General features: G+C 33.7%; 21 protein-coding genes and 1 tRNA gene. 13 read left to right on the top strand and 9 right to left on the bottom strand.

Going from position 1 to position 24,937, the window contains the following annotated elements:
* Nucleotides 1-113 precede the first annotated feature (113 nt).
* The 6 genes from ruvC to QMG60_RS06255 all read left to right on the top strand — a co-directional run bounded on the left by ruvC (nucleotide 114) and on the right by QMG60_RS06255 (nucleotide 4,500).
* Entirely contained in the window at nucleotides 114-668 is a 555-nt protein-coding gene (gene ruvC / locus QMG60_RS06280; protein ID WP_082586749.1) for a crossover junction endodeoxyribonuclease RuvC, read from the top strand.
* A gap of 75 nt (nucleotides 669-743) precedes the next feature.
* On the top strand, nucleotides 744-1,892 hold the full coding sequence (gene hemW / locus QMG60_RS06275) for a radical SAM family heme chaperone HemW (protein WP_281867235.1): 1,149 nt from the start codon (nucleotides 744-746) through the stop codon (nucleotides 1,890-1,892).
* Nucleotides 1,893-1,979: 87 nt separating this feature from the next.
* Nucleotides 1,980-2,735, top strand: a complete 756-nt coding sequence (locus QMG60_RS06270; RefSeq protein WP_281867234.1) for a cyclase family protein — start codon at nucleotides 1,980-1,982, stop codon at nucleotides 2,733-2,735.
* Nucleotides 2,736-2,869: 134 nt separating this feature from the next.
* The gene (locus QMG60_RS06265) at nucleotides 2,870-3,268 is read left to right on the top strand and encodes a GNAT family N-acetyltransferase (RefSeq protein ID WP_057115926.1); all 399 of its coding nucleotides are present in this window, start codon (nucleotides 2,870-2,872) and stop codon (nucleotides 3,266-3,268) included.
* An 85-nt stretch (nucleotides 3,269-3,353) separates the two neighbouring features.
* Nucleotides 3,354-3,725 carry an MmcQ/YjbR family DNA-binding protein gene (locus tag QMG60_RS06260; protein ID WP_281867233.1) on the top strand — a complete coding sequence of 124 codons (372 nt, stop codon included), beginning with the start codon at nucleotides 3,354-3,356 and terminating at the stop codon, nucleotides 3,723-3,725.
* A gap of 70 nt (nucleotides 3,726-3,795) precedes the next feature.
* Nucleotides 3,796-4,500 carry a PH domain-containing protein gene (locus QMG60_RS06255; protein ID WP_281867232.1) on the top strand — a complete coding sequence of 235 codons (705 nt, stop codon included), beginning with the start codon at nucleotides 3,796-3,798 and terminating at the stop codon, nucleotides 4,498-4,500.
* A 97-nt stretch (nucleotides 4,501-4,597) separates the two neighbouring features.
* On the opposite strand, the gene QMG60_RS06250 is transcribed toward QMG60_RS06255, so the two are convergent.
* Entirely contained in the window at nucleotides 4,598-5,698 is a 1,101-nt protein-coding gene (locus QMG60_RS06250; protein ID WP_281867231.1) for a DUF4407 domain-containing protein, read from the bottom strand.
* 241 nt (nucleotides 5,699-5,939) lie between these two features.
* Between QMG60_RS06250 and QMG60_RS06245 the strand changes: the two genes are divergently transcribed.
* Nucleotides 5,940-8,747, top strand: a complete 2,808-nt coding sequence (locus QMG60_RS06245; RefSeq protein ID WP_281867230.1) for a TonB-dependent receptor — start codon at nucleotides 5,940-5,942, stop codon at nucleotides 8,745-8,747.
* 74 nt (nucleotides 8,748-8,821) lie between these two features.
* Nucleotides 8,822-9,880 carry a phytase gene (locus QMG60_RS06240; protein ID WP_281867229.1) on the top strand — a complete coding sequence of 353 codons (1,059 nt, stop codon included), beginning with the start codon at nucleotides 8,822-8,824 and terminating at the stop codon, nucleotides 9,878-9,880.
* A gap of 246 nt (nucleotides 9,881-10,126) precedes the next feature.
* Here QMG60_RS06240 and pckA read toward each other — a convergent pair whose 3' ends face one another.
* Both pckA and QMG60_RS06230 read right to left on the bottom strand, forming a co-directional pair.
* Nucleotides 10,127-11,731, bottom strand: coding sequence for a phosphoenolpyruvate carboxykinase (ATP) (gene pckA, locus QMG60_RS06235; RefSeq protein WP_281867228.1), 1,605 nt, complete (start codon nucleotides 11,729-11,731; stop codon nucleotides 10,127-10,129).
* A gap of 301 nt (nucleotides 11,732-12,032) precedes the next feature.
* The gene (locus QMG60_RS06230; RefSeq protein WP_134139092.1) at nucleotides 12,033-12,419 is read right to left on the bottom strand and encodes a DUF423 domain-containing protein; all 387 of its coding nucleotides are present in this window, start codon (nucleotides 12,417-12,419) and stop codon (nucleotides 12,033-12,035) included.
* Nucleotides 12,420-12,606: 187 nt separating this feature from the next.
* Here QMG60_RS06230 and QMG60_RS06225 point away from each other — a divergent pair, with 187 nt between their 5' ends.
* Complete coding sequence (locus QMG60_RS06225) at nucleotides 12,607-13,971, top strand: saccharopine dehydrogenase C-terminal domain-containing protein (protein ID WP_057115918.1); 1,365 nt, start codon at nucleotides 12,607-12,609, stop codon at nucleotides 13,969-13,971.
* Between the two features lie 158 nt (nucleotides 13,972-14,129).
* Here the strand turns inward: QMG60_RS06225 and QMG60_RS06220 are convergent, their stop codons facing one another.
* Together QMG60_RS06220 and QMG60_RS06215 are read right to left on the bottom strand one after the other, a co-directional pair.
* Entirely contained in the window at nucleotides 14,130-15,227 is a 1,098-nt protein-coding gene (locus QMG60_RS06220; RefSeq protein WP_281867227.1) for a glycosyltransferase family 61 protein, read from the bottom strand.
* A gap of 405 nt (nucleotides 15,228-15,632) precedes the next feature.
* A complete protein-coding gene (locus QMG60_RS06215; protein ID WP_057115916.1) occupies nucleotides 15,633-17,021 on the bottom strand; it encodes a dipeptidase in 1,389 nt (462 codons plus the stop codon).
* Nucleotides 17,022-17,130: 109 nt separating this feature from the next.
* Between QMG60_RS06215 and QMG60_RS06210 the strand changes: the two genes are divergently transcribed.
* Nucleotides 17,131-17,212 (top strand) — tRNA-Leu (locus QMG60_RS06210).
* Between the two features lie 40 nt (nucleotides 17,213-17,252).
* On the opposite strand, the gene QMG60_RS06205 is transcribed toward QMG60_RS06210, so the two are convergent.
* Both QMG60_RS06205 and QMG60_RS06200 read right to left on the bottom strand, forming a co-directional pair.
* Nucleotides 17,253-19,223 (bottom strand): NACHT domain-containing protein, encoded by a 1,971-nt coding sequence (locus tag QMG60_RS06205; protein ID WP_281867226.1) that lies wholly within the window; start codon nucleotides 19,221-19,223, stop codon nucleotides 17,253-17,255.
* A gap of 238 nt (nucleotides 19,224-19,461) precedes the next feature.
* Nucleotides 19,462-19,695 (bottom strand): hypothetical protein, encoded by a 234-nt coding sequence (locus QMG60_RS06200; RefSeq protein ID WP_281867225.1) that lies wholly within the window; start codon nucleotides 19,693-19,695, stop codon nucleotides 19,462-19,464.
* Between the two features lie 87 nt (nucleotides 19,696-19,782).
* Here QMG60_RS06200 and QMG60_RS06195 point away from each other — a divergent pair, with 87 nt between their 5' ends.
* From QMG60_RS06195 to QMG60_RS06185, 3 genes are all read left to right on the top strand, one after another.
* Nucleotides 19,783-20,013 (top strand): helix-turn-helix transcriptional regulator, encoded by a 231-nt coding sequence (locus QMG60_RS06195; RefSeq protein WP_281867224.1) that lies wholly within the window; start codon nucleotides 19,783-19,785, stop codon nucleotides 20,011-20,013.
* Nucleotides 20,014-20,326: 313 nt separating this feature from the next.
* A complete protein-coding gene (locus tag QMG60_RS06190) occupies nucleotides 20,327-21,118 on the top strand; it encodes a hypothetical protein (protein WP_134139084.1) in 792 nt (263 codons plus the stop codon).
* 343 nt (nucleotides 21,119-21,461) lie between these two features.
* Complete coding sequence (locus tag QMG60_RS06185; protein WP_281867223.1) at nucleotides 21,462-22,307, top strand: class I SAM-dependent methyltransferase; 846 nt, start codon at nucleotides 21,462-21,464, stop codon at nucleotides 22,305-22,307.
* A gap of 98 nt (nucleotides 22,308-22,405) precedes the next feature.
* Here QMG60_RS06185 and QMG60_RS06180 read toward each other — a convergent pair whose 3' ends face one another.
* Nucleotides 22,406-23,071, bottom strand: a complete 666-nt coding sequence (locus QMG60_RS06180) for an HAD family phosphatase (RefSeq protein WP_281867222.1) — start codon at nucleotides 23,069-23,071, stop codon at nucleotides 22,406-22,408.
* A 282-nt stretch (nucleotides 23,072-23,353) separates the two neighbouring features.
* The gene (locus QMG60_RS06175; RefSeq protein ID WP_281867221.1) at nucleotides 23,354-24,937 is read right to left on the bottom strand and encodes an MFS transporter; all 1,584 of its coding nucleotides are present in this window, start codon (nucleotides 24,935-24,937) and stop codon (nucleotides 23,354-23,356) included.

The raw sequence follows: 24,937 nt of genomic DNA, 5'->3' as shown, positions 1-24,937 counted from the left end.
AAGTAAAGCTATTTCACAAAGATTCGCGAAGAAATCACAAAGATACATGGAGAAAATAAAAACTTTGTGAATCTCTGTGGCAACTTGGCGAAACTTTGTGCAACCAACAAAAAATGACAAAAGAACGCATCATATTAGGAATTGACCCTGGAACCACAATTATGGGTTTTGGATTAATTAGAGTCATCAATAAAAAAATGGAATTTTTGCAGTTAAACGAATTGCAATTGTCCAAATATGACAATCATTACCAAAAACTAAAAATCATTTTTGAAAGAACCATCGAATTAATCGAAACGCATCATCCTGACGAAATTGCGATTGAAGCGCCTTTTTTTGGTAAAAATGTACAATCGATGTTAAAGCTTGGACGCGCACAAGGCGTTGCCATGGCAGCAGGCCTTTCAAGAGATATTCCGATCACGGAATATGAACCTAAAAAGATAAAGATGGCGATTACCGGAAACGGAAATGCCAGCAAAGAACAGGTTGCGAAAATGCTCCAACAGCTTTTAGGATTAAAAGAATTACCCAAAAATCTCGATTCAACCGACGGTTTGGCAGCGGCAGTTTGTCATCACTTTAATTCAGGAAAAGTCGTAGCAGGAAAAAGTTATTCGGGCTGGGATGCTTTTGTGAAACAAAATGAGGACAAAATTAGAAAATGAGATAATTAGATAATTTCTTCGAACCTAATTTTCATTATCTAATTATCAAATTGGCACATTATCTAATTAAAAAAAATGAGCGGTATCTACATCCATATTCCTTTTTGCAAACAGGCTTGTCATTATTGTGACTTTCATTTTTCGACTTCAATGAAAAAGAAAGATGAAATGGTTTTGGCTTTGGCCAAAGAAATTGTCATGCGTAAAAATGAGTTTGAGAACGATCCCGAATTCTCAGGAGTAGAGACAATATATTTTGGAGGTGGAACTCCTTCTGTTTTGACCAATGACGAAATCAATTTTTTAATTTTAGAAGTTTATAAAAACTATAAAGTCTCAGATAATCCAGAAATTACACTTGAAGCTAATCCCGATGATTTGTCTGCAGAGCGAATTTTTGAATTATCTAAAAGCCCTATAAATCGATTAAGCATTGGTATTCAGTCTTTTTATGAAGAAGATTTGAAGATGATGAACCGCGCTCATAATTCGGTGGAAGCCATAAAATGTTTACAAGAAGCGACAAAATATTTTGATAATATTTCACTCGATTTAATTTACGGAATTCCAGGAATGAGCGACGAAATGTGGAAACAGAATATCGAAACGGCTTTGAGTTTTGGCATTCCGCATATTTCGAGTTATGCATTAACAGTTGAACCCAAAACAGCCTTGAGCAAATTAATTCAGACTGGAAAAATCGCTGAACCGCAAGATGAAGCCGCTTCAAATCATTTTATGATTTTGGTTGAAATGCTTCAAAAGAATGGGTTTATCCATTACGAATTATCGAATTTTGGGAAAGAGAATTATTTCTCCAAAAACAATTCGGCCTATTGGTTAGGAAAAAAATATATTGGAATCGGGCCTTCGGCGCATAGTTATGACGGCGAAAAAAGAGGCTGGAATATTGCGAATAATTCATTGTATTTGAAAGCGATTCAAAATAACGAACTTCCGATCGAAACAGAAATTCTGACTATTTCAGATCGCTATAACGAATATATTATGACTGGCTTAAGAACGATTTGGGGCGTTTCTTTAGAAAGAATTGAAAATGAATTCGGTTTGGAATATTTGAATTATCTGAAAAAACAATCTGAAAAATTCTTAAACGATGATTTGCTTTCCATTGAAAACAACATTCTAAAACCAACTCCAAAAGGAAAATTTTTAACAGATGGAATTGCTTCAGATTTATTTTATCTAAATTTGGAAGAATAAAATTTGGACGCTGATAAAACGGATGCAAGCAACGCTGATCAATCTGTAAAATCTGCGTTAGAATATCCGTAAAATCCGTGTTCCATTATGCTAGCATTTTTAGACAATAAATATCAAATCGACTTATCAAAACCCATTGATATCTCAATTCCTTTAACCAATACAGACGAAAACCCAATTGCCTGGTATATCGAAAAACCAGTTATTGAACCTGTAGTTTTCGGCGATTGGATCGGAAAAGTTTCGGAAGGAAAATCATCTACAAATTTTAATAATATATTCTTCAACCCTCATGGACATGGTACGCACACAGAATGTTTAGGACATATTACAAATGATTTTTACAGCATTAATCAATCGCTAAAACAGTTTTTCTTTTTTGCTAAATTGATTACGGTTCAGCCTGAAAAAATTGGAGATGATTTTGTGATTACGAAGGAAAGCATTTCGACTTCGCTCAATGTGACATCGTTCGAGGCTTTGATTATTAGAACACTTCCCAATCAAAAAGAAAAAAAATCAAGAAAATATTCGAATACAAATCCGCCTTATTTGTCTGTAGAAGCTGCCACTTTCATCCGCGAAAGCGAAATTCAACATTTATTGATTGATTTACCAAGCGTTGATAAAGAACATGACGAAGGCAAATTATTGGCTCACAAAGCATTTTGGAATGTAAAAGACACTCATAATCTTAATTCTGATGCACGGTTAAATGCGACAATTACCGAAATGATTTATGTTCCAGACGAAATTGAAGATGGAAATTATATACTAAATCTTCAAATCGCTTCGTTTGAAAATGACGCAAGTCCATCAAAACCAATTTTATATAAGATTTAAAAAGTTTGCCACGACCCGAGCGAAAGCGAATTGGCGAAGCAATTACACTAATTCCCACTAATTTTTACATGCTTGAAGTGAAAAAATTAATTCGTGAAAATTCGTGAAATTCGTGGCAAGAAAAACAATAAACTATGATTAGCGTATCTACTGATAAAACCAAACTCGACGTTCCGTTTATACAAAACTTTTTAAAAGACATTTATTGGGCTGCAGGACGGACTATTGAAGAAGTGCAGACTACAATTGATGCTTCGGTTTGTTTTGGAATCTATTTAGATGACAAACAAATTGGTTTTGCAAGAGTAATTACCGATTACGCGGTATTTGCTTATTTAATGGACGTTTTTATAACCGAAGAACATCGTGGAAAAGGATATTCGTCGATCTTAATTGAAACGATGATGAAGGAACCTCAACTTCAAAATGTCAAAATTTGGAGATTAGCCACAACTGACGCTCACTTTTTATACGAGAAATTCGGATTTACAAAACTCAATCATCCTGAAAAAATGATGGAAAAAATAGTTTAATAAACACTAATTTCACTAATTGCCACGAAACAGTTCAATTAGTGAAATTTGTGTAATTCGTGTTGAATCATAACTTTTTTATAATATGAATTTAGAAACGTTTTACGAATATTGTCTTTCGAAAAAAGGTGTCAGCGAACATTTTCCGTTTGATGAAGACACTTTGGTTTTTAAAATTGGCGGTAAAATGTTTGCCCTATCTTCTTTATCGCAATGGGAAAAGAACGAGCAATCGGTCAATTTAAAATGTGATCCAGACCGCGCACAGGAACTCAGAGCTGAATATGATGAAATACAACCTGGATTTCATATGAGTAAAGTACATTGGAATACGATTGCTTTAAACGGAAATCTTCCAGACAAATTTGTCAAAGAATTGATCGATCACTCGTATGAATTGGTTTTCAAAAGTTTGACAAAGAAAATTCAGAATGAAATTATCGAATTAGAAAATTAGGCATTACATTTGTAACGTCAGTAAAAAAACTCAGCAACTTAAAAGCTCAGTAACTTAGCAACTTAAAAAAATGAAAGAACAATTTAAAAAATTTCTGAACGAAGAACAAGATCCAAAAGCGATTGAAAAAATCACTTCGAAACTTACAGATTTATTAATGAAAGGCGAAGAAGTTGGATATATTGCAGTGCAAAAAAAGCCTGCTATTACTGTTTTTCCAGACAGCATTGTATTAACAAACAAGCGTATCATTATCTGTAAGCCTAAAAATTTAGGTCTTTCTATGGATTTTACAGATTACACTTGGGATGATATTGCGAGTACTTTTGTAAAAGAAAACATTTTAGGTTCTGAATTTTCATTTGGTACCAAAACAGATTTGGCTGTTTCTATTGATTATATTCCAAAAATTCAGGCTAGAAAAATTTATACTTACGCTAAAGAGCAATTGGATTTATTGAAAAATCCTGTTTCTGCTGCTACACCAATTCAAGAAACTGTTGAACCAGAATACGAAGACGAAGCTGAAGAAGTTGAAGAAGTAGAAACTGAAGAAGTAACTAGTTTTGCTGAAATTTTGCCTTCTGCACCAGCTTTTACAGAAACAACTTATGAGCCGCTTCCAACACAGCCAGCTGGAGAACGTAAATTAAGTGACTTATCTAAAGAGGAACTTTTTGATAAATTACAGAATTACAAAAAACTCCTTGACAACGGATTGATCATGCAGGGAGAGTACGATGCTTATAAAAAAGAGATTTTAAGTTATATGTAAAATGTATTTTGTGAGAAGTGAAATGACTTCTTACTGAAAATAAAAAAGTCTTAAGTTCATTAGAGCTTAAGACTTTTTACATTTTACAGATTACATTTTACAAAGTCGCTTTCTGCTTTTCTACAAATTTATGCGACTGCAGTTCTAGTAACTCTTTTGCATTTTTACGTTGCAAATCGTAAAGATTTTTATCTTCGGCAATATCTGCATAAACTTTATCGTGCATTTCTGCGCTGGTTTTCACCAATAAATCACGTTGGTATTTATTTTGTGCCAAAGTAGCTTTCATTGCTGTTTCGGCTTCTTCTTGTTTGAAATCGAATTCACCTTTTGGAGCTAATAATTTGGCTATAATTGGAGAAGTTTCAATTGCTAAAAATAACAGCATTATAAAAAATGACGGAAGCCAAGGCAGCTTATTTAATGCATTAATACGCGCCATTAAGCCGTCGAAACCTTCAATTATAGGCTGAGTCTGAGAGACTTTTTTATCTAAATCGGCTTGAAGTTTTACACCTGCTTTTTCTTTTTCAGCGATTTTAGCTTCGTTTGCTGTTTTTAAAGTTTCAAATTCTTTTAAAGATGCATCGTGTTTCTCGCGTTTTTCTTTATAAACAGGACCTTTTCCTAATTTTTTAGTTCCAGCAGTTCCTTCTGCTTCTGTAATATAAGTAGAATATAAAGCGTTAACTTCTTTTTCTTTCTTTACAATATCTGCTTTTAAAGCTGCAATCTCAGCCTTATTTTTATCTAAATCTGTTTTGAAATACGTTCCAATTTGTTTTTTATTGGCCAACTCCATTTCGTTTTTCTCTTTCAATAAAACGGTATTGATTTCTTTTTCGAATATTTTAATTTCCAAAGGTTTAGAAATTACGATTGCAATAATAATCGCTAATAATATACGTGGAGTTGCCTGCAGGAATTCGTCCATAAAACGATCTCTCTTTTTAATGGTAGAAACGATAAATCGGTCTAAATTAAAAATCAATAAACTCCATACAAATCCGAAAATTAAAGCGGGATAAATAGAATCGAAAACGGTAAAAAGCGCATAAGCACTGGCTAAGAAAGCCATAACTGCTGTAAAAAATACAGTGGCGCCAATACCAACATATTTAGTTTGTTCGCCTTCTGAGCAGTCTTTCAAGAGGTCTCGGTCGACTCCTGAACATAGGATAAAAAATTGTTTTAACATGATTGATGATTTTTGATTGTGATTGATACGGCAAATTTAACGCCAAAAATTTAATTCTCAGACAAATAGTTGATTTGTTTTCACTTAACGCTACGAAATTCCTTTTTTTATTGAATGTTATTTTAACATTAATCTATTTCTAATGTTGGGTAGGAATCATAACACTATGTTAATTTTTTTTCAAGGGTTTAGTAATACTGGGGCTTTAGCTTCGCAACCAAAATCAAACTAAACACACACAATGAAAAAATTTTTAGTATTAACACTCTTTTTATTATCTCTAACGGGTTTTGCCCAAAAGGCGATTATATCTGGAAAGATATTAGACGCTGATGACAAACTGCCTCTTCCTGGAGCTATGATTCAAATAGTTGGCGAAAAAAAATATACCGTTTCTGACTATAACGGTCGTTTTGAGTTATTGAATATTAATGAAGGAACTTATAAAGTTGAAGTAAAATATATCGGATATACTTCTTTAACTCAGGAAATAAAAGTTGAACAAGGAAAAAACAATGTAATCGATTTTGCTCTTAAAACCTCTGGAACTGAACTGAATGAAGTTATTGTTGGAGACATCTTAAAAGGTCAGGCGAAAGCATTGAATCAGCAAAAAAACAATAAAAATATTGGAAACGTAATTTCATCTGACCAAATGGGACGTTTTCCAGATGCCAATGTGGGAGACGCTTTAAAACGTGTTCCAGGTATTACCATGCAGAATGACCAAGGTGAAGCTCGTAATATTATTATTAGAGGTTTGGCGCCATCTTTGAACTCGGTTACTTTAAATGGTGACAGAATTCCTTCAGCAGAAGGAGATAACAGAAATGTACAAATGGACTTAATTCCGTCTGATATGATTTCTACGATTGAAGTAAACAAAACTCTTACATCTGATATGGATGCAGACGCGATTGGAGGTTCTGTAAACTTAATTACTAGAGCAACTCCAAATGGCGAAAGAATTTCTGCAACGCTTGCAGGAGGATATCTGCCAATTCGTGACCACGCTTCTTACACTGCTGGTTTCGTATATGGTAATCGCTTTTTTGATAATAAATTAGGCGCAGTTTTCAGCGGTTCTTACAACAATGTTGATTACGGATCTGATAACATCGAAAACGAATGGGTAAAAGATGATTTTGGAAATGAATACCTACAAGCTTCAGAAATTAGAAAATATGATGTACAGCGTATTCGCCGCAGCGGATCTATTGCTTTAGATTACAAATTTGACGAAAATAACACCATTTTTGCTAATGCAATTTACAACTGGAGAGACGATAGAGAAAATCGTTTCAGAACAACTTACGATGATATTGAGCCTATTTACGATGGCGAAACAATTACAGGATTTGAAGGTCGTGTAAAACGTCAGACAAAAGGTGGTTTGGATAACAACAGAAACAAAAACAGAAGATTAGAAGATCAAAGAGTTCAAAATTATTCGCTTCGTGGAGAACACCTAATCAATTCTACATTAGATTTAGACTGGTCTGCAAACTACGCAAAAGCTAGAGAATACCGTCCAGGTGAGCGTTATATTGAATACCGTCAAAAAGGTTTAGAAATGTTTGAAGATTTATCTAATCCAAGATTTCCATTAATGACAACTGTTGGCGAATCAACAGACGAATTTAAATTTGATTCTGTTACTGAAAATACAGATGAAACAAGTGAAAGCGAATTTGGTGCAAAAGTAAATATCCGTTTTCCTTTTTCTGTAATTGCAGGTGAAAAAGGAAGACTGAGAACGGGTCTTAGACTTCGTTTAAAAGAGAAAGAAAGAAATAATATGTTCTATTCTTATACTCCAATTAACGACGATATGGAGTTATTATCACAAGTTCCAACAAGTTATTTTGATGGAAAAGATTTTAATCCAGGAAGTAAATATGTTCCGGGAACTTTTGCTTCAGCTAGCTTTTTAGGAAGTTTAGATTTAAACAACGCTGCTTTGTTTGAAAAAGAAGCAGATCCAGCAGAATATTTAGCAGTAAACTATAATGCTAAAGAAAGAATTACTGCTGCTTATGTAAGATGGGATCAGGATTTTAATGATAAACTTTCTATGGTTTTAGGTTTCCGTGTGGAGAATACTCACATTGATTATACAGGAAACCGTGTATTGGACGAAGAAGAATTAGAGAGCAAAATCAACAATACAAACTCTTATACCAATCTTTTACCAAGCATCTCATTCCAATACAATGCAACAAAAGATTTGATTTTAAGAGCTGCTGCAACCACTGCTTTAGCACGACCAAATTATTATGCATTAGCTCCTTATGTAAACAACATTGCTGCAGACAAAGAAATTACAGCTGGAAATCCTGATCTTGATGCTACTTATTCATACAATTATGATTTCATGGCAGAGAACTATTTCAAATCTGTTGGTTTGATTTCTGGAGGTGTTTTTTACAAAAGATTAAATGATTTCATTTACAACTACAGCGACAATCAATATACTGATACTAAATTTGCGGCAGATTTTCCAAATCAAGTAAATCCAATTCCAGCGGGAGAAAACTGGTCATTTTTACAATCAAGAAACGGAGACACTGTTGACGTTTACGGATTCGAAGTTGCTTTCCAGCGTCAGTTAGATTTTCTTCCTGGTAAATTCTTAAAAGGTTTTGGTATCTATTTAAACTATACTTACACAAAATCTAAAGCAAAAGGAATTGCAGATGAGGATGGAAACGAAAGAAACGACATTAGTCTTCCAGGTACAACGCCACATATGTTTAACGGATCTTTATCTTGGGAAAACAAACGTTTCTCAGCAAGAATCTCAACAAACTTTACATCTGATTATTTAGATGAATTAGGTTCTGAGTCTTACAAAGACAGTTACTATGACAAGCAGTTTTTCTTAGATGCAAACGCTTCTTATAAAATTACTCCAAAACTTCGCTTTTTTGCAGAAGCTAATAACTTAACCAATCAGCCGCTGCGTTACTATCAAGGAGTTGCTGCTCATACGAAACAAGCAGAATACTATCAAGCTCGTTACAATTTCGGATTGAAATTAGACTTGTAAAATCAATACTAAAAACTACTAAATTAGACAGGACTTAGCGGTTCTGTCTAATTCATTTAAAATAAAATACCAAAATGAAAAATAAATCGATACTTGCTTTTTTACTTTTAAGCCTTGCTTTTACAGCTTGTAAAGACGATAAATTAGCTCCTATTCAACCAAATGCCGTAAAACCAACAACTGTTACCGAAGCATTGCCTCATGATACAGACGATCCTTCGATCTGGATTAACCCAACTGATGCTTCAAAAAGTATTATTGTTGGAACTGATAAAGATACCGATGGTGGTTTGTATGCTTTTGATTTGAATGGAAAAATCCTTAAAAAATCAATTCCATTAAAACGTCCAAATAATGTTGACATCGCTTACGGATTGATCATTAACGGAAAAAAAGTAGATATTGCTGTTACAACAGAGCGCGAAAGCAACAAGATTAGAATTTTCAGTCTACCAAATTTAGAACCAATCGACAATGGCGGAATCCCTGTTTTTGAAGGAGATGCAGAAAGAGATCCAATGGGAGTTGCATTATATAAACGTCCAAGTGATCAGAAAATTTTTGCTATTGTAGGAAGAAAAACAGGAGCTTCTGGCAGTTATTTATGGCAGTACGAACTTTCTGGAAGCGGAAAATTTGCTGTTGCAAAAGTGGTTCGTAAATTCGGGACTTACAGCGGTAAAAAAGAAATCGAAGCTATAGCAGTTGATAACGAATTAGGATTTGTTTACTATTGCGACGAACAAGCTGGAATTAGAAAATACAAAGCTGATCCTGCTTTAAATGATAATAAAGAACTGGCTTTCTTTGGTCAAAAAGATTTCAAGGCAGATCACGAAGGAATTGCGATTTACAAAAAAACAGATTCTACAGGTTACATTTTAGTATCCAATCAACAAGCAAATTCTTTTATGGTTTATTCGAGAGAAGGAGCAAAAGGAAATCCTAACAGCCATCCTTTATTGGCAGAAGTTCCAACTTCAACAATTGAATGCGATGGTGCTGATGTTACAAGTGTAAACTTAGGTCCAAAATACAAAAACGGACTTTTCGTAGCGATGAGCAACGGCATGACTTTCCATTATTATGCTTGGGATTTGATCCAAAAACGCATAGACGAGGCTAAAAAATAAAGATTCAGTGTTGATTTGAAATTGCAGTTTTTCAGTACTTTCCTTTAAACTGTGCTGAAAACTGCGTTTCAATGTCTTTAAAAATTACTCATTGTCGGGCTGAGCGAAGTCGAAGCCCAGTTTCCAATTGAAGCGTCCTTCGACTTCGCTCAGGGAGACAAATAAGCAGTATCAGACATACACAAAAAACAAAAAAAGCTGTTCATCACTGAACAGCTTTTTTTAATTTGAATTAACTAATTCCTTTTATTCTGTAATCGGTGCTCCCGCTAAGATTTCAGCGTTTGCAAACTCTTCAAATTTGGCAAAATTAGCTTTGAATTTTTGTGCTAATTCTAATGCTTTTTGATCATATAAATCTTTATCTTCCCAAGTATTTCTAGGATTTAAAATCTCTTCTGGAACATTCGGGCAAGATTGTGGTTTTGCAATTCCAAATACTTTATGATCTGCATACTCTACATTATCCAATTCTCCTTTTAAAGCAGCTGTAATCATGGCACGAGTATATTTCAATTTCATACGGCTTCCAATTCCGTAAGGTCCGCCAGTCCATCCTGTATTGATTAACCAAACTTTTACGCCGGCATCTTTCATTTTTTTGCTCAACATTTCAGCATAACGAGTTGGATGTAAAGGCATAAACGGTGCACCAAAACAAGCTGAGAAATTAGGCTGAGGCTCAGTTACACCAGCTTCTGTTCCAGCAACTTTTGCAGTATAACCAGAAATAAAGTGGTATGCCGCCTGACCTGGGTTTAATCTTGAAATTGGAGGCAGAATTCCGAAAGAATCAGCCGTTAAGAAAAATATATTTTTTGGATTATGTCCCACCAAACCTGGCTGTACATTATCAATATGAGTTATTGGGTAACTTACACGAGTATTTTGCGTGATCGAAACATCGTCAAAATCTACTTCGTTTGTTCCTGCTTTAAAAACCACATTTTCTAAAAGCGCTCCTTTTTTGATTGCTCTAAAAATGTCTGGTTCGTTCTCTTCTGTTAAGTTGATTACTTTAGCATAACAACCACCTTCAAAGTTAAAAACAGTATTTTCATTTGTCCAGCCGTGCTCGTCGTCTCCGATCAATTTACGTTCTGGATCTGCAGATAAAGTTGTTTTCCCTGTTCCAGATAATCCGAAGAAAATTGCTGTATCTCCGTCTTCTCCAACATTCGCACTACAGTGCATAGGAAGTGTATTTTTGAAAACTGGAAGTATAAAGTTTAATGCAGAGAAAATTCCTTTTTTCATTTCTCCAGTATAACCTGTTCCTCCAATTAAAGCGATTTTTTTAGTAAAATCCAAAATTGCGAAATTAGACTGTCGTGTTCCGTCTACAGCAGGATCTGCCATAAAACTTGGTGCACAAACTACTGTCCATTCTGGAGTAAAATTAGCCAGTTCCGATTCTTCTGGACGTAAAAACATATTGTAACAGAACAAATTTGACCAAGCTGTTTCGGTTACAACACGAACATTTAATCTATAATTTGGATCAGAGCAAACATAAGAATCGCGAACAAAAACTTCTTTGTCTGATAAAAATGCTGTTACTTTATTATATAGCTTTTCAAAAGCTTGAGGTTCAAACGGGATATTTACATTTCCCCACCAAACTTGATCCTTTGTAATATCATCTTTTACAATGAAACGATCTTGTGGAGAACGACCTGTAAATTCACCTGTATTAATTGCCAACGCTCCGGTAGAATTCTCAACACCTTGTCCTGACTGCAAAGTAATCGCATGTAATTCATCTGCAGATAGTTGATAACGAACTTTTGCATTTTCAATTCCTAATTCTTTTAACGAAATCGATTGCGCGAAAACTGTGTTAGTGTCCATAAATTTTAAGTTGTGTGTGATATTTATTTCAGAAGCAAAATTACAGATTAATTCTTATTCGTTTTAAAATAATTAAATTTCACTTTGATTTATACGAAAAAAGAGAAATTTCACTTTAAAAATTACAAAAAGAAAAAAATAACTGCTTCTAATTTGTTTATTTACAACCTTATAAGCGAATTTGTTATATTATTTTAGTTTTACAACCTAAAATAGAAAAAATTCACATAACTAAAGTTATATGTTATTTATGAGACAAAATTAAAGATTAATTCTTAGACAGAATTTTTTTTTCGGGATTTTATGATTTTCTCTTCAAAATCGTAAAGAATAATAGCGTCCAAGCGATAATTAATAGAAAACCACCCACAGGAGTTGCGAATACTATAATTTTAAAATCAAACAAAGTGTAGTCTTTTGTTGCCAATAAATAAATCGAACCGCTAAAAAGAACGACTCCGGCAACTACTAAATTATAGATAGCTTTTAATGTTTTTTCTGCAATATCTTTTTGCGTAGATAAAAACAACAGAAAAAGAGCGTGGTACATTTGGTATCGAACACCAACTTCAAAAGTATTTAATTGATCAACCGAAAGATATTTTTTTAATAAATGAGCTCCAAAAGCACCCAAAATAATAGCTAACATACCTATAAAAGCTCCAGTAAGAACAATTCTTCGTTTCATGATTTATATCTTTTGAAATTTGAAACAAAAATACTTCAAACAAACCAAAAAACCACTTTAGTTTCTAGATTATTTAAATAGAATTACATTATTTTTTCCCTCAAAACAAAAAATAAAAATCAATTTTATTCAATTAAAATTGTTATAATTGTAACATTTTAATATATTTGTGTTAAATATTTAAAGCATGAGAAACGTTTTAATAATTGGAGCAGGAAGATCTGCATCTTCTTTGATTCGGTATTTGTTGTCAAAATCTAACGAAGAAAAACTGCATTTAACTGTAGCAGACCTTTCATTGAATTTAGCGAAAGCAAAGACACAAAATCATCCGAATGCTACTCCGCTTGCCTTAGATATTTTTAATGCCGAAGAAAGAAAAAAAGCTATTGCCAATGCTTCGATTGTGATTTCGATGCTGCCTGCACATCTTCATATCGAAATTGCAAAAGACTGTCTGGAATTCAAAAAACATTTGGTTACTGCGTCTTATATAAGTGATGCTATGCAGGCTTTGAACGAAGAAGCTCAGAAAAACAATTTAATCTTCATGAACGAAATTGGTCTTGATCCAGGAATCGATCATATGAGCGCCATGAAGGTTATTGATGAAATTCGATCAAAAGGCGGAAAAATGCTATTGTTTGAATCTTTCTGCGGCGGACTTGTAGCTCCTGAATCTGATAATAATTTATGGAATTATAAATTCACCTGGGCGCCTAGAAATGTGGTTTTGGCCGGACAAGGGGGCGCAGCCAAATTTATTCAGGAAGGAACTTATAAATATATCCCGTACAGTGCTTTATTTAGAAGAACTGAATTCCTAGAAGTTGAGGGCTACGGGAAATTTGAAGCTTATTCAAATCGGGATTCTCTTAAATACAGATCTATTTACGGTTTAGACGATATTCTCACTTTATATAGAGGAACTATTCGAAGAGTGGGATATTCTAGAGCTTGGAATATGTTTGTACAACTCGGAATGACTGATGACAGCTATATTATTGAAGATTCTGAAAATATGAGTTATCGTCAGTTTGTGAATTCTTTTCTTCCGTATCACCCGACAGATTCTGTTGAAATCAAAACACGTTTGATTTTAAAAATTGATCAAGACGATATTATGTGGGATAAACTTTTGGAACTGGATTTATTTAACCCACACAAAAAAGTGAATCTGCCTAACGCTACACCTGCACAAATTTTAGAAAAAATCTTAACCGACAGCTGGGCTCTTGAACCAGATGACAAAGATATGATTGTAATGTATCATAAATTCGGATATGAAATAAACGGAGAAAAGAAACAAATCGATTCTAAAATGGTTTGTACTGGAGAAGACCAGACTTATACTGCTATGGCAAAAACAGTCGGACTTCCGGTTGCCATTGCAACATTATTGATTCTCAATGGAAAAATAACAACTCCCGGAGTACAGCTTCCGATTAAAAAAGAAGTTTACGAGCCTATTTTAAAAGAGTTAGAAGAATATGGTGTAATTTTTAACGAACAAAAAGTACCTTATTTTGGATATAATCCAGATTTATTTTAATCTGGATCTGCATGTTAATTTTTAGATTTTTTAGTTTGTAATTTTATCCGCTTCCAGAAATTGAAGCGGATTTTTTTTGTTTTTTGAGGGACAAAGGTTTTTCTTTGTCAAAGTTTAAAACTTTGACAAAAACCTTAGTACCTTAGAATCTTAGCAACTTAGAACCTTAATAAAGAAAGCGTTCTCTCCACTTCTTCAAAATTGATATAGAAATTTTCCTCTTTTTGAATTCCGACTACAAAGCTGTAATTGATATTCTCCATATCTGTAGTATTTTTAATGACAGCGCTAAAACGATTTGGAGGTTGAAGGACCAAAACCGAAGCTCCTGACTCAAGAGTCATGAGTCCGTGAAATAAATGACTGCCTTCAATACCTATAAGAATTTTGGCACCAGAACACGCCGAAAGTATTTCTGAAACACTATTCTTGGTAACATCGACAATTTTAAATCCGTATTTTTCTCGGAGTTGTTCGGCGATTTCGATTTCATTCAACATAACCCGGGAAATTCCGGAATTTCGACGCAGGATGAAAACTCCAGGATGTGAAGCTGCGGGAAACAAATACAATAATTTGTTTCTATTAGCAGCGAATCGGGTATGTTTATTTTGATTATTTCCCCAATTATCATCAAAGAAAATAGCATTTTTTAAGTAAGCCGCATTTGTTCGAATTGGATTCATTTCTAAAAATGATTCATATTCAAGCATGTGCGAATAAGGAATAATATTCGAAGTTACTGGAACTCCTTCAGCTGCAGCCAAGGCATAATTAGCACAATCATCGGTCAGCCAAAGTCCAAAATATTGATTTCCTTCTGATGTGCTATAAATTGCAGCATCATTAATTTCTGCTTCTATAATAGCGGGCGGAAAATAATTCATCTTTTTAGAAAGTTGAAAAGAAGGATGAAGTCGGAAATTATGAAGTCCTTTATAAATAAACCCATTCATCATCCAAGCATCTTTTAGCTTATAAGCGTATGTTGGGGCATGTTCGACACTAAAACCGCCATGCATTGCAGCATAAGGATCATCGGTATAAGCTGTGCCTGTAATGCGTTCTAACTGACCGTCGAGAAAATAAGCTTTTGGCGAAACGGTGGTATTTCCAGGAGCAATTTCCCATGATTTTGATGCGAGACTTTCCAAAATTTTTCCTTCCCGAAACATCGAATGAGGTTTTTTTAATCCTCTAAGATATCTCGTGTACCCAATGGGCGAAAATCTAACCTTTTTTTCTATTAAGCCCATTCTTAAACATTAAAGCAACATTAAAATAAAATTAGAAATTTTTAAAACATAGAATTATTTTCAAAATAAAAACAAACTGAATAATAAAAATAACTAAATTAAGTTAATTTATTCAATAAAAAACAAAGAGAAAATTAAAAATTTTAATGTTGAAAGTTTAAACCCCGTATTTATAAGAACAAAAAAAATCCGCTCATTTCTGAACGGTTTTATATCTTACAGGATTTGAAACTCTTTGCAGTTTTTTTTAACGCAAAGAGCGCAAAGCTTTTTTTTAAGGTTACGTTTATAAACACAAAGTCCGCAAAGCTATTAATGAAGCTTTGCGAACTTTTATAAATTCTTACTTAAAAAAATCTTAGCGAACTTTGCGATAAACCTTAGCGCTCTTTGCGGTTAAAAAAACTATTTAGAAAGTTCCACAAAATACTTGTAAAACAACGGAATAGTTTCAATTCCTTTCAAGTAATTAAAGATTCCAAAATGTTCATTTGGTGAGTGAATCGCATCAGAATCCAAACCAAATCCCATTAAGATTGTTTTACTTTTTAATTCTTTTTCAAACAAAGCCACAATCGGAATACTTCCTCCAGAACGTACCGGAATTGCAGGAACTCCAAACGTTTCTGTATACGCTTTATTGGCTGCCTGATAACCAATGCTGTCAATTGGCGTTACATAACCTTGTCCACCGTGGTGAGGCGTTACTTTTACTGTAACTCCAGCTGGAGCAATGCTTGTGAAATGCTTTGTAAACAATTCTGTAATTTCTTCCCACTCTTGGTTTGGAACCAAACGCATCGAGATTTTAGCAAAAGCTTTACTCGCGATAACCGTTTTAGCACCTTCGCCAGTATAACCGCCCCAGATTCCGTTTACGTCTAATGTTGGACGAATTGAGTTTCTTTCGTTAGTTACATATCCTTTTTCGCCGTAAACATCAGCAATGTTCAAAGCATTTTTATATTTTTCTAGACTAAAAGGCGCTTTTGCCATTTCAGCTCTTTCTTCTGCAGATAATTCCTGAACTTTATCGTAGAATCCTGGAATTGTAATATGATTGTTTTCGTCGTGAAGAGAAGCAATCATTTTTGCTAAAATATTAATCGGGTTCGCCACAGCCCCACCGTATAAACCAGAATGTAAATCGCGGTTTGGACCTGTAACTTCTACCTCAACATAACTCAAACCTCTTAAACCAGTTGTAATTGATGGTTGTTGGTTAGAAATCATTCCTGTATCTGAAATCAGGATAACGTCATTTTTCAGTTTTTCCTGATTGCGTTCTACGAACCAAGCCAAACTTGCAGAACCCACTTCTTCCTCACCTTCGATCATGAATTTTACGTTACAAGGCAAAGTATTGCTTTGTACCATTAACTCAAGCGCTTTTACGTGCATGTACATCTGCCCTTTGTCGTCACAAGCTCCACGCGCGAAGATTGCGCCTTCTGGGTGAATATCTGTAGTTTTAATAACAGGTTCAAAAGGTGGCGAAGTCCATAATTCTAACGGATCTGGCGGCTGCACATCATAGTGTCCGTAAACTAAAACCGTTGGAAGATTTGGATCTATAATTTTCTCTCCGTAGATAATTGGGTAACCTGGAGTATCGCAAGTTTCGACAAAATCGCAGCCTGCTTTTGTTAAACTTTCTTTTACAGCCTCTGCTGTGTCAATAACATCTTGAGAATATGCAGTGTCGGCACTAACCGACGGAATCTTTAATAATTCGATCAATTCATTGATAAACCGATCTTTATGTTGTTGAACGTAGGACTTAATATTTTCCATTTAAATTATTTTTATAGAAACTCAAAAATACAAAAAAGAGAATTAATAATTTTTTTAAAAAAATGCTTTGAAATTTAGAAGTTATGTTTATCTTTGCACCCACAATTGAGCGGATATGGTGAAATTGGTAGACATGCCAGACTTAGGATCTGGTGCCGCAAGGCGTGTAGGTTCGAGTCCTATTATCCGCACTGAAAAAAGCTTCTGAGAAATCAGAAGCTTTTTTGTTTTTTATATATTATCTAATTCATCATCAGTATCATCTGCAATAATTTGTTTATTAATACGCACTAATTCTTTTTTACATTTTTCGTAATCTAAAATATCTTTTACTAGTAGATTTCTCTCCATAATTCCATCTTTTATGCTAGAATTAAATAAAGCAAAATTCTTTTTCAAATTAAAAACTTCATTTTCTTTATCATTTAATAAATGAAGTTTATTAAAAACTAGTTGATCTAAAATTGCAGTGATTGTTTTTTCACTGTAAGACACTGACATAAATAAATTTTCACCTTTTAAATGTAAGATTTTTATAATCTCTTTTAAAAATGAAGATTCACTCATAAAATAATAAGGCGGTTTCGTATGATAAAGAGATATTAAAGTTTCCGTTCTTTTTGCACTTGTCTCTTCCAAAAAACGCTTTCTGGCATCATTGAAAGAAAATCGTGAATCCTTAGCTTTTAAAAAACCATATTGAGCTCCAAAAGTCAGTCCAATTCTTTCATTTATAAGACCTTTTGGTATTTTCTTATTCCACAAAAATTGAGTTTCATAAAACTCAACAAAATTCTCTAAAACGACTTTTGTAATTACTTTTGAAAATGCTTTTGGCTCCAATTCATACAATAAATCAATTATATTTAAGTAGGAATGCTTTTTTGATTTAAATATCAATTCTAAAATCTCTTCTTTTTTGGAGTGATTTGAAATATATTTTGCTGAAAAAAAATCTTGAATTGACTTATGTGCCCATTTAATTTTTTGCCCTTCAATATTAAACAACGGAACAGTTGTCGTTAAATCATCATAAAAATTTTGCTCTTTAAAACTTATACTTTCATTATTCTTTTTAGCTTTCAAAATATGATGAATTAGTTCATCTTTTGTGTAAATTACCAAACCTATTTTTGAGGTTTCGAAAGCAATATTTCTTAAAATAATTTCAAAATCATAAATATCTAAGTTAGAACGCTTAGGTCTTTTAAATCCCTGTTTTGACAAATCATGATGCTTAAACAAGCAACTATACACCTCTTCATAAAATGTAATTTTCTTAGAAGGAATATCTTTATTATAAGTATAAGATTTATATAATAATGAAACTAAAAATGGATTTGATAAAAATTCATGTACTTGAGTATTTTTTTCTTTAATTTCAGAAATTAAACTTTCACCTAGTTTTACCTGACCTAAATTATCCAACTTTTCTATAATATTATATGCTTCCTCATCTCTCAATGGTTGTATATGGAATAATTGAAAATCTGAGAATGTTGATAATGCGGATTCCGGTCTAGATGTAATAACAAAATTATTTTTTCCTGTTTTTCTTACCAAATCTACAATTTGACCAGTAATGGTTTCTTGAATATCATATGGAATTTCATCAAATCCGTCTAGCAAAATTGTAAAAGATCCTAAATTCATAAGTTCAAAGGTCAAATCTTTATCTAAAGATTTATCCAAAGGGTTTATTTGATTGAAAATTTCTTCTAACAAAGAATTTTTTTCATTAATCTTTCTAAGCTCAATCAAAATTGGAATACTAATATTTTGTTCAATTACTGAAAGAGTTATCCATTTCAACAATGTAGATTTTCCCATTCCTGCATAATCAGAAATAATTATTCTACTAAATTTATCAAAAGGAATATTTTCATTTTCTTTTATTTGATAAATATGATCACCATTATACGATATAATAGTTAAAGGCACATATAATTTTTTTATTTTAGTTCCTGTATTCGGAAAAACTAAAGTTGTCAAAAAACTTGATTCTTTATAAATTTCTTGAAGATATTTAGAAAATTTATTTTCCCAATAATGATCTTCGATTTTATAATCATTATTTCTCTTTTTTAACCAATTGTTGAGACGATCAATTTTTGGAGTTATTAAAGAATTTATTAATGGTTGTATTAATGGCTTTGAAACTTCATGAATTAATTTAATTTCTTCGAGATTTAGGTCTACCATATTTTTTGGATATCTTTATGAAATCTAAATGTAGCAAAATTTTCATAACATTATTTTATTTCATTTTCAAAATTTAAATTCAGCAAATTGAGCTGAAAACACAACATCGATCATCTGGACGAAAGGAGATTACAGCAAAACGACGGGTGTACAACATGAAAAAAATTAAGAAACAATATCATTTTGTCGATTTGCTGTTTTCGTTTCTCCTTTCGTCGAAATGAAATGATTCTTCTATTTAATCAACATCCAAATAAGGATCCAGAGCTTCTGCCAATCTATTGAGCCAATAAAAATTATCTTCGAGATTATTGAATTCAGTTTCTACAGTTTCGCATCCGCGCATGGAACATAACGAAAGAATATAATTTACCTCTCGTATAGTTTTCGCCATATCTTTTGGATCGATAACATCAGTAAAAAAGGCTTGTAGTCTATTTTCAAGTTCATTCGAAAGTATTTCTGTAGTCATTATCTTATTTTTTAAAGTTTTCAAATATAATACTTTTGAGCGCATAAATGTGACCTAGGCAAAAATAAATCTTAGGAATTTTGAAATATGGATATTTCACAAGAAACTTTTATTGCAAATCTTGGCGTTCACATTAGACAATTACGAGAAAAAAAAGGCATGTCTCAACAAGATTTAGCTGATGATTGTGAGATTCGTAAAACTCAAATAGGCAGAATCGAAAGAGCTGAAATAAACACTACCATAAAAACTCTTGTAAAAATCGCCAATGCTTTAGATATTGAACCTAAAGAATTATTTAATTTTCCTTTGAAATAATAATTCGGCTAAAGCTTTTCACCTTCAATCATAAAAAAACCTCCAGCTAAAGCGGGAGGCAATTCATCTGATTTATTTCTTTTTTTAAGTCTAGTTTGTCATTTCGAGGAACGAGAAATGAAATCATAAAAATTATAAATAACGACCAAAAATCCTTTTAATCTTAATAATCTGTGGCAAAAACAGAAACTGCTTCAGAAATTTCTTTAAATCTTTTTGTGTTTAGTCTTTAAATATTCTTATTTTTAAAACACCAAAAACTTAATTCTCAAAATTCGCTTGTTTTTAAATCTCAAAAAAACATTTAGAACACATGAGAAAATACAGATTATTAATTATTCTTTTAGGAATTATTGCGGTTTTTTACTTTGCAAGAACAGTTCGAAGCTTTACCGTTAAACAGGAAATCCGAACTCTTAAATCAGAACATTTTATTATTTCTTACAGCGGAATTTATAAAAGTGAGGCTGAAAAAGTCAGCACTCATCTCGAGAACAATTATGCGAAAATAAGAGAAAATCTAAAAGATGTACAACACGACTTGATAAAGGTTTTTGTTTATGGTTCGCAATACAAATTTAATAGCGCTACTGGTTTAAAAGAAAACACAAAAGGTACGAGCCGTGGTCCAAATGAATTTCATTTTGTGTGGACCAATTGGTTCAATTCTATTTTTCCAGACGATCCTCTCAAAACTGCGCTTCATGAATTTACGCACTGCGTTCAACTCAATATATTAATCGACAGGGCAAAAGAAACAATCATCACCCAAGACCGACTTACTTTTGAAAAGGAATTTGATAAAAAGTTTAAAGCCGAATATCCGCGCTGGCTTTGGGAATCGATCAGTATTTTTGAGGCTGGAGAAGTAAATTCGCTAAGCGTAAAATACGCCAAAAGCAAAAACCTGACTTTAGAAGAGCTTAATAAAAGCAATCAGATTTATAATATCGGCTACACAATCATCGAATATATGACCCAAAAATGGGGAAAAGACAGCCTGCCCAAACTAATTGCTTCATTTGGCAGCATCGAAAAAGCACTTAGCATAAAACCCGAAGAATTTGAAAAAGGCTGGATTGCTTTTTTGGAGGAAAACTATTGATTCGGCTAAAGCCTTTTTCTTTTCAAACAGAAACCTCCAGCTAAAGCAGGAGGCAATGTATGTAATTTATTTTTTTTTAAGTCTAGTTTGTCATTTTGATCCCGAAACTTCAGGATCGAATAACAATACTTGGTGGTAATTTTTGATGAGAAACAAAAACACAAAACACTATTAATCAATAAATTAACACTAAAACCAGTTCACCAAAAAGATTTATTCCGTAACTTTGCTAATCCAAAAAAAAATCTGCCAAAAACTCTTCTCTTTGCCTATTTGCAGAACAAATTCCCCAAATTTTGTTTCGGTTATAAAATTCGTTTTCAACAACCTAACAATAAACAAAATGGAACCACAACTACAAGAAATTCGGGAACAGCAAAAAGCATCTTGGAACAAATTTTCTCCAGGCTGGAAAAAATGGGATCATGAAATTCTGGATTTTATGAGGCCTTTTGCCGATGAAATCATTCGTTCGATAAACCCAAAAGGATCAGACGTAATTCTAGATGTCGCAGCTGGAACTGGCGAACCAGGTTTGAGCATTGCTGCGATGCTTTCTGACGGAAAAGTCGTTATTACCGATCTCGCTGACGATATGCTTACCATTGCCCGCGAAAATGCTTTTAGAAAAGGAATTACAAATGTCGAATTTAAAGCTTGCGATGTCACTGAACTTCCTTTTTATGACAATACCTTCGATGCGATAAGCTGTAGAATGGGTTTTATGTTTTTTCCTGATATGCTTTTAGCAGCAAAAGAAATGTATCGCGTTCTGAAACCTGGCGGCAAAATCGCAACCGCGGTCTGGAGCGGACCTGAGAAAAATTTCTGGGTCACTGCTGTTGGCGGAACGATTAACAGAAACATGCAGCTCACGCCTCCGCCTCCCGAAGCTCCGGGAATGTTTCGCTGTTCGAAAAGCGGTTTAATAACCGATATTTTCCAACAAGCTGGGTTTAAAAATACTACCGAAACAGAACTGACTGGCAAATTAAATTGCGGTACTGCAGATGTCTATTGGAATCTGATCACAGAAATTGCCGCGCCTTTTGTCGCCGCACTCAGCAATGCCGATGATGCAATGAGAGAAAAAATCAGACAAGAAGTTTTTACTTTAGTAAATGAAAAATTCCCTGACGGAAATGTTATTATTGATGGAAATGCACTTGTAATTGCTGGAGAGAAATAGTCTTAAAAGTTTGTCTTGTTTTGGTTATTTGCAAGAAAAAACCTTTGTCAAAGTTAAAACTTTGACAAAGGTCTCTCGTACAGTTTGGAATTTGGAATTTATTTATTGGAATTTAATATTTCAATAATCTTATCCACATTAATTTCACTATAATCATTAATATAAAAATCACATACAGGAAGGTGTTCTTTCGTATGTGTACTCAAAACGCCAACAACTTTCATTCCTGCATTTAATCCTGCTGTAACGCCCGAAAAAGAATCTTCGAAAACCACACAATCAGACGGAGAAACGCCAACACGCTCTGCCGATTTTAGATATACTTCTGGGTTTGGTTTATGAAGTGTTACGTCTTCGCTGGACATCATCGAATCCATTTTGTCTGAGATTTTTAAAGCGTTTGCAATTAAATCCAGATTGGCACGCGGCGCCGAAGTTGCAACAGCCGTTTTAAATCCGCGAGATTTTAATTCGCTTAAAAAATCCAAATAATGCGGAATCGTATCTACTTTGTCTTTATAAATTTCACGAAACATTCCCTCTTTTTCGTCTTCGAGTTTCAGCAGTTCTTCTCCCGCAATTGGGCGCTTGAAGAAATGCGTCATGATGTAACTGTTATGTTTTCCGTACATATGTTCTTCGAATTCTTCATTTGTATAAGGAACATTATATTTATCGAAAAACGCCTCAAAAGCCTTCACATGATGCGGATTGGTGTGCGAAATCACGCCATCCATATCAAAAATTACACATTGCTGTTTCATTCTATATTTTTTTAACGGTTGCAAGATAGGGTAATAAAGGGTTATTTCACAGAGATTCGCGGAGGTTTTTCGCAGAGATTCGCTAAGAGTTTTTTTGAATCTCGCAAAGACGCAGAGTCGCAAAGTTTTTATTTTAAGTAATGTTTACAAAGTACTGTTTGTCATTTCGATCCCGAGACTTCGGGATCGAAATGACATCAAATGAGAAAAAAATCCTTTAAATCTTATTAATCTGCGGCTTTAAAAGCCTTTGCGACTCTGCGCCTTTGCGAGATTAATTCATCAACCAATCCATATCTTACTTTTAACCAAAGTCATTGTCTGTCTCAAATGCTGATTACATGCTATTAGAATAATCAAAACCACCAAACCGTAACCAACAATGGTATAAATCTCCATATCAGCTAATAAAGCCGCTTGTTTCGCAACTGTCCCGAAGACTTTCTTCAACGCTAAAGTATTGGCGTTATCTGCAGAATATCCCTTTGCCATAAAACTCTGCGCTGTTGCAGTTATGGTTTGCTGTGCTTCTGGATTTTCGCCTGTTACAAACTGACTTAATTTTAAAAAGTGCTTTTTGTTTAAAAATACAACCGCATTCTGCATCACGCAAAAACCAATTGTACTTCCCCAAAAACGACCCGAAACTCCAACAATTCCCGAAGAAACCGCCATTTTTGCCGGAACCGATGATGTGGTAAATAAGATGAGCGGAACAAATAAAAACCCAACACCGATTCCTTGCAAAATATACGGAACGATAATATCTGACAACGCCACATCGGGCACAAAAAGAAACGTAAACCAAAAATGAAACAATGCAATTAGCGAAAATCCAATAATGAAAATAACTTTTGTCGAAACAGATTTCATCAGAAAATAGGCCGCTAAAATAAGTCCGATTACATTTCCTAGTCCGTTTATGTATTGCACGCCCGCCACACGCGACGGATCCCAATTCCAAATCGAAAACATCGCCGAATGACAAAGACTCAGTGTTGCCCTGCTGATATAGAAAAGAAAAAACAATAAAAACCCAATTCGCAGGTTGGCATATTTAAAGACTTCAAAATCAAAAGTCGGTCTTTTTACCAAGCGTTCTTTAAAGATAAATAAACCTCCTGTAATGAGTGCAATCATCAGCATTACAACCATGTGCGAAGACTCAAACCAATATTTTTTTTCGGCATAAACAAAAAAGTAAGCACCGCAAAGAATGGCAGTTAAAACCAAAAAATAACTCATCCAGTCGATTTGATACAACGGAATTTTCTTTGTGATTCGGTGCCCACGAAAAGTAACTAAGATTAAAAAGACATTCAAAACCTGCAAGCCGCCCGAAACGTACAGCATGTATTTCCAATCGTAATGATCCAGAAACCAAACCGCAATATTCATAATAAATGGCGTTGACAATAACAGCGAACCGTAGTAAAACGAAAAACCTATTATAATGGCATTTTTAGAATTAAACTGCTCAATTAATAATTGTCTGATCGTAATTACCGGAAGAGCCATTAAGATTCCTTCGGCAATTCTCAGCAATAAAAAAAGATAAAAATTGGTAATATAAGCCGATGAAACAATCGTAATTCCGATTAGGGAATAAACCGCCATCAAGTAATTTTTTGCAGGGAAAAAACTCGAAAATCGGCTTTCTATTAAAATTGTGGCGAGCAAAGTTCCATACGTAACGCACATCGCAAACTGCAAATCTTCTGGCTCGATGTCCAGAAAACTCGCTGCGTAGGTTACGTTTGAAGTATAAACTCCCAATAAAATCATGGAATGCAAAAGACAGACAAACAAAATAATAATGATTGCCCATTTTGGAACCCAAGATTTAAAAATACTTTTATCTTCCAT

Origin of the sequence: Flavobacterium sp. GSB-24, assembly GCF_027924665.1 — a bacterium.
Lineage (GTDB): Bacteria > Bacteroidota > Bacteroidia > Flavobacteriales > Flavobacteriaceae > Flavobacterium.
The sequence above is the reverse complement of the archived record's forward strand: the minus strand, read 5'-3'. Positions and strand labels throughout refer to the sequence as shown.

What these genes read in the sequence shown, in the direction of transcription:
- ruvC (WP_082586749.1), top strand. Translation starts at nt 114, where the DNA reads ATGACAAAAGAACGCATCATATTAGGAATTGACCCTGGAACCACAATT.
- hemW (WP_281867235.1), top strand. Translation starts at nt 744, where the DNA reads ATGAGCGGTATCTACATCCATATTCCTTTTTGCAAACAGGCTTGTCAT.
- QMG60_RS06270 (WP_281867234.1), top strand. Translation starts at nt 1,980, where the DNA reads ATGCTAGCATTTTTAGACAATAAATATCAAATCGACTTATCAAAACCC.
- QMG60_RS06265 (WP_057115926.1), top strand. Translation starts at nt 2,870, where the DNA reads ATGATTAGCGTATCTACTGATAAAACCAAACTCGACGTTCCGTTTATA.
- QMG60_RS06260 (WP_281867233.1), top strand. Translation starts at nt 3,354, where the DNA reads ATGAATTTAGAAACGTTTTACGAATATTGTCTTTCGAAAAAAGGTGTC.
- QMG60_RS06255 (WP_281867232.1), top strand. Translation starts at nt 3,796, where the DNA reads ATGAAAGAACAATTTAAAAAATTTCTGAACGAAGAACAAGATCCAAAA.
- QMG60_RS06250 (WP_281867231.1), bottom strand. Translation starts at nt 5,698, where the DNA reads ATGTTAAAACAATTTTTTATCCTATGTTCAGGAGTCGACCGAGACCTC.
- QMG60_RS06245 (WP_281867230.1), top strand. Translation starts at nt 5,940, where the DNA reads ATGAAAAAATTTTTAGTATTAACACTCTTTTTATTATCTCTAACGGGT.
- QMG60_RS06240 (WP_281867229.1), top strand. Translation starts at nt 8,822, where the DNA reads ATGAAAAATAAATCGATACTTGCTTTTTTACTTTTAAGCCTTGCTTTT.
- pckA (WP_281867228.1), bottom strand. Translation starts at nt 11,731, where the DNA reads ATGGACACTAACACAGTTTTCGCGCAATCGATTTCGTTAAAAGAATTA.
- QMG60_RS06230 (WP_134139092.1), bottom strand. Translation starts at nt 12,419, where the DNA reads ATGAAACGAAGAATTGTTCTTACTGGAGCTTTTATAGGTATGTTAGCT.
- QMG60_RS06225 (WP_057115918.1), top strand. Translation starts at nt 12,607, where the DNA reads ATGAGAAACGTTTTAATAATTGGAGCAGGAAGATCTGCATCTTCTTTG.
- QMG60_RS06220 (WP_281867227.1), bottom strand. Translation starts at nt 15,227, where the DNA reads ATGGGCTTAATAGAAAAAAAGGTTAGATTTTCGCCCATTGGGTACACG.
- QMG60_RS06215 (WP_057115916.1), bottom strand. Translation starts at nt 17,021, where the DNA reads ATGGAAAATATTAAGTCCTACGTTCAACAACATAAAGATCGGTTTATC.
- QMG60_RS06205 (WP_281867226.1), bottom strand. Translation starts at nt 19,223, where the DNA reads ATGGTAGACCTAAATCTCGAAGAAATTAAATTAATTCATGAAGTTTCA.
- QMG60_RS06200 (WP_281867225.1), bottom strand. Translation starts at nt 19,695, where the DNA reads ATGACTACAGAAATACTTTCGAATGAACTTGAAAATAGACTACAAGCC.
- QMG60_RS06195 (WP_281867224.1), top strand. Translation starts at nt 19,783, where the DNA reads ATGGATATTTCACAAGAAACTTTTATTGCAAATCTTGGCGTTCACATT.
- QMG60_RS06190 (WP_134139084.1), top strand. Translation starts at nt 20,327, where the DNA reads ATGAGAAAATACAGATTATTAATTATTCTTTTAGGAATTATTGCGGTT.
- QMG60_RS06185 (WP_281867223.1), top strand. Translation starts at nt 21,462, where the DNA reads ATGGAACCACAACTACAAGAAATTCGGGAACAGCAAAAAGCATCTTGG.
- QMG60_RS06180 (WP_281867222.1), bottom strand. Translation starts at nt 23,071, where the DNA reads ATGAAACAGCAATGTGTAATTTTTGATATGGATGGCGTGATTTCGCAC.
- QMG60_RS06175 (WP_281867221.1), bottom strand. Translation starts at nt 24,937, where the DNA reads ATGGAAGATAAAAGTATTTTTAAATCTTGGGTTCCAAAATGGGCAATC.